Consider the following 6396-nt stretch of genomic DNA (forward strand, 5'->3'; position numbering starts at 1 on the left):
GGGTGGGGCAGTCCAACGACTACCGCTTCGGCATCGGCTCCACCCCGGCCGCACGGCACGACACCACCCCCACCCCCGAGGGCCTCCCCTTCACGGACGCGGCCGAGGAACTGGCCAGCACCGGCCCCGCCGTGGCCGCCGCCGTCCTCGGAACCGCCGCCCTCCTCCTGGTCACGGCGGGTGCGATCCTCCGGGCCCGCGGCCGCCGCTGACCCCAGGGCTTCCGGTGCCTGTCCCCAGCCGGCCATTCCCCCAAGATCCGGCCACTGTCTAGGCTGGGGCCGACGCAGCAGGGCGTACACGCGTACGGCAGGAGATCCCGCACATGGCAGACCGCAAGCCCATCGATTCGTGGCTCACCGACATGGACGGTGTACTCATCCACGAGGGCGTACCGATCCCCGGCGCCGACGCCTTCCTCAAGAAGCTCCGCGAGTCCGGCAAGCCCTTCCTGGTGCTGACCAACAACTCCATCTACACCCCGCGCGACCTGCACGCCCGGCTGCGCCGCATGGGCCTGGACGTCCCGATCGAGAACATCTGGACCTCCGCCCTGGCCACCGCGCAGTTCCTGGACGACCAGCGGCCCGAGGGGACGGCGTACGTCATCGGGGAGGCGGGTCTGACCACCGCCCTGCACGACATCGGCTACATCCTCACCGACCACGAGCCCGACTACGTCGTCCTCGGAGAGACCCGCACCTACTCCTTCGAGGCCATGACCAAGGCGGTCCGGCTCATCAACGACGGTGCCCGTTTCATCTGCACCAACCCCGACGAGACCGGCCCTTCAGCCGAGGGCGCGCTGCCGGCCACCGGCGCCGTCGCCGCCCTGATCACCAAGGCGACCGGCAAGCAGCCGTACTTCGCGGGCAAGCCCAACCCGCTGATGATGCGCACCGGGCTCAACACCATCGGGGCGCACTCCGAGAGCAGCGCGATGATCGGCGACCGCATGGACACCGACGTCCTGGCCGGCATGGAGGCCGGCATGCAGACCTTCCTGGTGCTTACCGGCCTGACCCGGCCCGAGCAGGTCGAGGACTTCCCGTACCGGCCTTCGAAGGTCGTGGACTCCATCGCGGACCTCGTCGACCGGATCTGAGGCCGACCCGAACGGAGCAACGCGGCGCCCCTCGGGATGCGGGCCCGCGGTCCCCGGGAGACCCTCCACATATCTGGAGGTTCACGATGGGTTCACTACGCCTCACTCTCTGTACCGCCGTCCTGGCTGCCGTCGCCTTCGCCCCGCCCGCGCAGGCGGCGGACGGCGGCAGCGTCTCGGTGACCCCGTCGATCCCCGCCGCCGGCACCGACCTCGCGCTGCGGGTGACCGGCTGCGCCGGGAAGACGGCCACCGCCGCCTCGGCCGCGTTCGTCGCGAACGCCCGGCTGACGGGGGTGGGCGGCAGCCTCGCCGGCGAGACCCGCGTCCGCTCCTCGATCGAACCCGGACCGTACGAGGTGCGGATCACCTGCGCCGACTCCGAGGTGCGGGGCAGGATCACCGTCGCGGCGGCGACCGGCGGCAGCGCCCCGGCATCCCCCGCCGCCCCCGTCGACGCGGGCGGCGGCTGGACCGCCACCCACCTGTCCGCCATGGAACCGCACGCCGCCGGACCCGGCACCGGGCACGCGGTGACGGGTCTGGTGCTCGCCGGGGTAGCGGCGGTGGCCGTCGTGCTGCGCCGCAGCCGCCGGAGCCGCGAGGCGAACTGACCGTCGATGTCCGACCGTTTCGCCGACCCGGAAGGCGGCCGCGCCCCGCGCGGCCGCCGCTCCGGGACCGGACGGCTGCTGACCGGTGTGACCTGGGCGGTCCTGCTGCTCGGGCTGTGGCTGTGGGGCCGCGAGGTCACCGGCGTGCGGCACGGCCTGTCCGCGCCGGCCACCGGTGACCTGGCCGCGGTCGGGCCCCCGCGGGGAGCGGCCGAACTGCCGCCCGCCGTAAAGCCGTTGGCGGGAGCGCGGCCGCAGCGCCTGGACATCCCGGGACTCGGGGTGCAGGCGCCCGTGGTGGCCCGCGGCCTGGACGCCCGGGGCGCTCTCGACCCACCCCCCTTCGACCAGCCCGGTGTCGTCGGCTGGTACGCGGCCGGCGCCCAGCCCGGGGCCGCAGGGACCGCCCTGATGGTGGGGCACGTCGACACCGACACCCGGCCCGCCGTCTTCTTCCGGATCAGCTCGCTCCGGCCGGGCGAGACGGTCCGGGTGATCCGCGACGACGGCAGGGTCGCCGAGTTCACCGTCGACGACGTGCGGACCCTCACCCGCGAGGACTTCGACGCCCGCCTGGCCTACGGCCCCCGCGAGCCGGGCCGCGCCGAACTGCGCCTGGTCACCTGCGGCGGCACCTTCGACCGGGCGAGCCGCAGCTACACGGCCAACGTGATCGTCTCGGCGTATCTGACGGGCACGGGTCTGTAGGACTCCCGTCCCGAGCACCACCTGGCCCGGTCGGCGACCCGCTCCCCCCGAAGCCGCCGACCGGGCTGGTCCTCGACCGCGCACGCCCGGGCTGCGGGAGTAACCCGGCGGCGGCGCGGGAGGTCTGGAGGCTCGGTGGGATGACTCGGCCAGGGGCTGGGGCCGTAACTTATGAGAAGACTCTAGAACGGATGAGCGCCCGGGCCTAGGGGCCGACTGACCTTCAGTCCTGTGCTCGTGGCTCTCCGTCACACCCACTGGTGGGCCCGGGTGCTACGCGGGTCCGTCAGCGGTTCCGTCCCTCTCCCGGCGCAGTTCGGCGTCGTCCGCGACGCCCTCGATGACCGCGCTCGCCACCTGGTCCAGGGGCTGCCGCCGGCGCCGTGCGTACTGCCGCAGCGCCATGAACGCCTGATCGGCGTGGACGCTCCAGCGCTCGGCGAGCATCCCCTTGGCCTGCTCGATGCGGACCCTGCTGGACAGGGCTTCCTGCAACTGGCCGGACAGGGTGCGGTACCGGGCGTAGGTGTGACGGTTCTGCAAGCCGAGGGCGGCGGCGTCGGCGAGGGCCTGGGCGACCTGGAGTCCGGAGGCGACGTCGTCGGCCGGGGCGGGGTCGGGCAGCGTGGGCACGAACACGTTGAGGGCGCCCAGCAGGTTCTCGCGGCGGCGCAGCGGGACCGCGAACGTGGTCACGATGTCGTGCCGGAGGGCCCGTTCGGTGAAGTCGGGCCAGCGGGCGTCCGCGTGGGCGACCCGTATGGAGACGGGCGGTACCGGCCGGCCCGAGCCGTAGCTGTCCAGACACGGCCCGCCGCCGTGCTGCGCCTCCAGCAGGTCCAGCGCCACCCGCTCGTGCCGGCTGCTGGCGGCCAGCGACACCGACCGGCCGCCGTCGACGAGCATCACCCCGGCCGCCCGCGCGTGCAGCAGTTCCACGCAGTGGTCGGAGACGCGTTGTAAGTACCGGGTCGCCTCGAAGCCGTCGACGAGGGTGTCCGCCGCCTCCACCAGTGCCGAGGCCAGCCGGATCTCCCTGGTGGCGTACCGCATCGCTGAGCACTCCCCTTCATCGACGAGCGCCCCCGTACGGCGCGCACCTACCCCGACCTTCAGGGCTGTAACAGCTCCTGGACAAGGCTCGGGCGACCTCGTGGGCGGCGCGACCGGTGTGTCACGATTGAGACTTGCCACGGTGCACCCAGGGGGGAATTGGATGTACGTCAGCAGGGGGGCCAGGAGGGCGGCCCGCGCACGGGCTTCGGCGGCGGTGCTGGGGGCGGCACTGCTGCTCGCCGCGTGCTCGACGCCGGACGATCCGAACAAGGGGGACGAAGACGGCAAGGCCGGTGCGGGGATCACCCAGCAGCCCAAGGAGGCCGACCCGTTCTGGGTCAACCCGGACGGCAACGCCGCCCAGCAGGTCGCCGCGTACCTGAAGAGCGGCAAGGACGACGAGGCGGAACAGATCCGCAAGATCGCCCAGCAGCCGACCGGCGAGTGGATCGGCCCGGAGAACCCGGAGCAGGAGGCGCGCGGCTTCACCGAGGCCGCCGACAAGGCCGGCCGTACGGCCCTCCTGGTCCTCTACAACATCCCGCACCGCGACTGCGGCCAGTACTCCCAGGGCGGTGCCGCCGACGGCAACGCCTACCGGACCTGGATCGACGGCGTGGCCGCGGGCATCGGCGACCGCTCCGCGACGGTGATCCTCGAACCGGACGCCGTCCTGCACCTGGTCGACGGCTGCACCAAGGACGAGTTCCACGAGGAGCGCTACGACCTGCTCACCGGTGCCGTCGAGAAGCTCAAGTCCCTGAAGAACACCAAGGTCTACCTGGACGCGGGCAACGCGGGCTGGGGCCACCCCGACCAGATCTTCGAGCCCCTCAAGTGGGCGGGCATCGCCAAGGCCGACGGCTTCTCGGTGAACGTCTCCAACTTCTACTCCACCGAGGACTCCATCGCCTACGGCAAGCAGCTCTCCGCCAAGGTAGGCGACAAGCACTTCGTCATCGACACCAGCCGCAACGGCAACGGCCCGTACAAGGACGGCGACGAGAACGAGCGCTGGTGCAACCCGCCGGGCAGGGCGCTGGGAGAGACCCCGACCATAAAGACGGCGGACCCGTTGGTCGACGCCTACCTGTGGGTCAAGCGCCCGGGAGAGTCGGACGGCGAGTGCAAGGGCGGCCCGAAGGCGGGGGAGTGGTGGTCCGACTACGCCTTGGAACTGGCGCGAGGATCGGACGCGTAGGCCGTAGCCGGGTCAGGCGCCCACCTGTGCGTGCGGCCGGGGCACCGCCTGAAGGGCGATGTCGACGGTGGCGTGGAGGGCCGCACGGGTCGCGCCGGCGGCCGCGTGTACGGCGTTGCCCTCGCTGACGACCATCACATAGCGGGCGAGTGCGTGCGGGTCGGTCCCCGCGGGCAGGTCGCCCTCCTCGACGGCACGGGCCAGACGCTGCGCGAGGGCGTGCTCGCCGGCGAGGCGGCTGTCGGCCAGGAAGCGGGCGATGCGGCCGCTGTCGCCGCCGTCGGCCAGGCCGCCCTGTACGGACAGGCATCCGGAGGGGCGGTCGGGGCGGGTGAGCGCGTCGGCGTTGGCGCGGAGGAAGGATTCGATGACCGCGTAGCCGGTCGGCTCCGCGAGAGCCTCGCGGGCGTAGGCCATGTCGGCCTCGGCGTAGCGGGCGACGGCGCGGTGGAAGAGCTGCTCCTTGTTGCCGAACGCCGCGTACATGCTGGTGCGGTTGATGCCCATCGCCTCGGTGAGGTCGGTGAGGGACGCGCCGTCGTAGCCCTGGCGCCAGAACACCTCCACCGCACGGTCCAGCGCGGCCTCCGCGTCGAAGCCCCGGGGTCTGCCGCGTACCGCCATGACGCCCTCCTGTGTCGGTCCCCGAAATTTTAACCGAGCGGTACGGAATAGCTCCCCGGGTGCCGCGGTTCTCCATGGACGAACGACTTAAGTACCGAACGGTACAGAAACGGAGAACCCCTCATGGGTCAGCTCGACGGCAAGACCGCCCTCGTCACCGGTGCCACGTCCGGCATCGGCCTCGCCGCCGCACGACGGCTCGCGGCGGAAGGCGCCCACGTCTTCCTCACCGGCCGCAGGCAGCAGGCGCTCGACGAGGCGGTGGCCTCCATCGGCGACAACGCCACGGGAGTACGAGCCGATGTCGCCGACCTCGGCGACCTCGACCGCCTCTTCGAACAGGTCCAGCGGCACGGCAGCCTCGACATCGTCTTCGCCAACGCGGGCGGCGGGGAGTTCGCGGCCCTGCCCGACATCACCTGGGACCACTACGCCGACACCTTCAACACCAATGTGGCGGGCACCCTGTTCACCGTGCAGAAGGCGCTTCCGCTGCTCCGCCCGGGCGCTTCGGTCATCCTGACCAGCTCGAACATCGACACCAAGGGCGCCGCCTCCTTCAGCGTCTACGCCGCGACCAAGGCCGCGCTGCGCTCCCTGACCCGCAGCTGGGCGGCGGAACTCGTCACCCGCGGCATCCGCGTCAACAGCATCGCCCCCGGCCCGATCGAGACGCCCGGCCTCAGCGGCCTCGCGGGCACCCCCGAGGCCGCCGAACAACTGCTTGAGGGCCTGGCCGCCGGCGTCCCCATGCAGCGTCTCGGCCGCCCGGAGGAGATCGCCGAGACGGTCCTCTTCCTCGCTGGTGAGGCCAGCAGCTACATGACCGGTGCCGAGATATACGTGGACGGCGGCGCAAGCCAGATCTGACCAGGACCGCAGCCGCCCATCCCCCTCCGCCCACCCGACACGAGCGCACCGGGGCGGCCTGCCGAGCTCTGCCGAGCCGGCCAGTCGCCCCCGGTCGCCCCGGACACCCTTGAAGGAACCATGCGCAACGTGACCGACCTGCTCGCGGCCAACCTGCACGAAGTCTTCGGCAACCGCGACGCCGCAACCCGCCGCGCGGCCGTCGAACGCCTCTATAC

At 72.2% G+C, this 6396-nt stretch carries 7 protein-coding genes and 1 pseudogene; 6 read left to right on the plus strand and 2 right to left on the minus strand.

From position 1 onward, the window contains the following. From AOJ26_RS39430 to AOJ26_RS39445, 4 genes and pseudogenes are all read left to right on the plus strand, one after another. A pseudogene (locus AOJ26_RS39430) lies at positions 1-212 on the plus strand (hypothetical protein); the annotation flags it as partial. 113 nt (positions 213-325) lie between these two features. Then, positions 326-1105 carry an HAD-IIA family hydrolase gene (locus tag AOJ26_RS39435; protein WP_053853155.1) on the plus strand — a complete coding sequence of 260 codons (780 nt, stop codon included), beginning with the start codon at positions 326-328 and terminating at the stop codon, positions 1103-1105. Positions 1106-1191: 86 nt separating this feature from the next. Then, on the plus strand, positions 1192-1719 hold the full coding sequence (locus AOJ26_RS39440) for a hypothetical protein (RefSeq protein WP_053853156.1): 528 nt from the start codon (positions 1192-1194) through the stop codon (positions 1717-1719). Positions 1720-1725: 6 nt separating this feature from the next. Next, on the plus strand, positions 1726-2427 hold the full coding sequence (locus AOJ26_RS39445) for a class F sortase (RefSeq protein WP_053853157.1): 702 nt from the start codon (positions 1726-1728) through the stop codon (positions 2425-2427). A gap of 273 nt (positions 2428-2700) precedes the next feature. On the opposite strand, the gene AOJ26_RS39450 is transcribed toward AOJ26_RS39445, so the two are convergent. Continuing rightward, positions 2701-3480 carry a GAF and ANTAR domain-containing protein gene (locus AOJ26_RS39450; RefSeq protein WP_053853158.1) on the minus strand — a complete coding sequence of 260 codons (780 nt, stop codon included), beginning with the start codon at positions 3478-3480 and terminating at the stop codon, positions 2701-2703. Positions 3481-3643: 163 nt separating this feature from the next. Here AOJ26_RS39450 and AOJ26_RS39455 point away from each other — a divergent pair, with 163 nt between their 5' ends. Next, a complete protein-coding gene (locus AOJ26_RS39455; protein WP_053853159.1) occupies positions 3644-4684 on the plus strand; it encodes a glycoside hydrolase family 6 protein in 1041 nt (346 codons plus the stop codon). A gap of 12 nt (positions 4685-4696) precedes the next feature. Here the strand turns inward: AOJ26_RS39455 and AOJ26_RS39460 are convergent, their stop codons facing one another. Continuing rightward, on the minus strand, positions 4697-5308 hold the full coding sequence (locus AOJ26_RS39460; protein ID WP_053853160.1) for a TetR/AcrR family transcriptional regulator: 612 nt from the start codon (positions 5306-5308) through the stop codon (positions 4697-4699). Between the two features lie 123 nt (positions 5309-5431). On the opposite strand from AOJ26_RS39460, the gene AOJ26_RS39465 reads away from it, so the two are divergent. Continuing rightward, positions 5432-6178, plus strand: coding sequence for an SDR family NAD(P)-dependent oxidoreductase (locus AOJ26_RS39465; RefSeq protein ID WP_053853161.1), 747 nt, complete (start codon positions 5432-5434; stop codon positions 6176-6178). Positions 6179-6396: the final 218 nt, after the last annotated feature.

Source organism: Streptomyces sp. NRRL B-24085 (assembly GCF_001282115.1).
Taxonomy (GTDB): Bacteria; Actinomycetota; Actinomycetes; order Streptomycetales; family Streptomycetaceae; genus Streptomyces.

Coding starts and splice junctions, on each gene's coding strand:
- AOJ26_RS39435 (WP_053853155.1), top strand. CDS start 326: ATGGCAGACCGCAAGCCCATCGATTCGTGGCTCACCGACATGGACGGT.
- AOJ26_RS39440 (WP_053853156.1), top strand. CDS start 1,192: ATGGGTTCACTACGCCTCACTCTCTGTACCGCCGTCCTGGCTGCCGTC.
- AOJ26_RS39445 (WP_053853157.1), top strand. CDS start 1,726: ATGTCCGACCGTTTCGCCGACCCGGAAGGCGGCCGCGCCCCGCGCGGC.
- AOJ26_RS39450 (WP_053853158.1), bottom strand. CDS start 3,480: ATGCGGTACGCCACCAGGGAGATCCGGCTGGCCTCGGCACTGGTGGAG.
- AOJ26_RS39455 (WP_053853159.1), top strand. CDS start 3,644: ATGTACGTCAGCAGGGGGGCCAGGAGGGCGGCCCGCGCACGGGCTTCG.
- AOJ26_RS39460 (WP_053853160.1), bottom strand. CDS start 5,308: ATGGCGGTACGCGGCAGACCCCGGGGCTTCGACGCGGAGGCCGCGCTG.
- AOJ26_RS39465 (WP_053853161.1), top strand. CDS start 5,432: ATGGGTCAGCTCGACGGCAAGACCGCCCTCGTCACCGGTGCCACGTCC.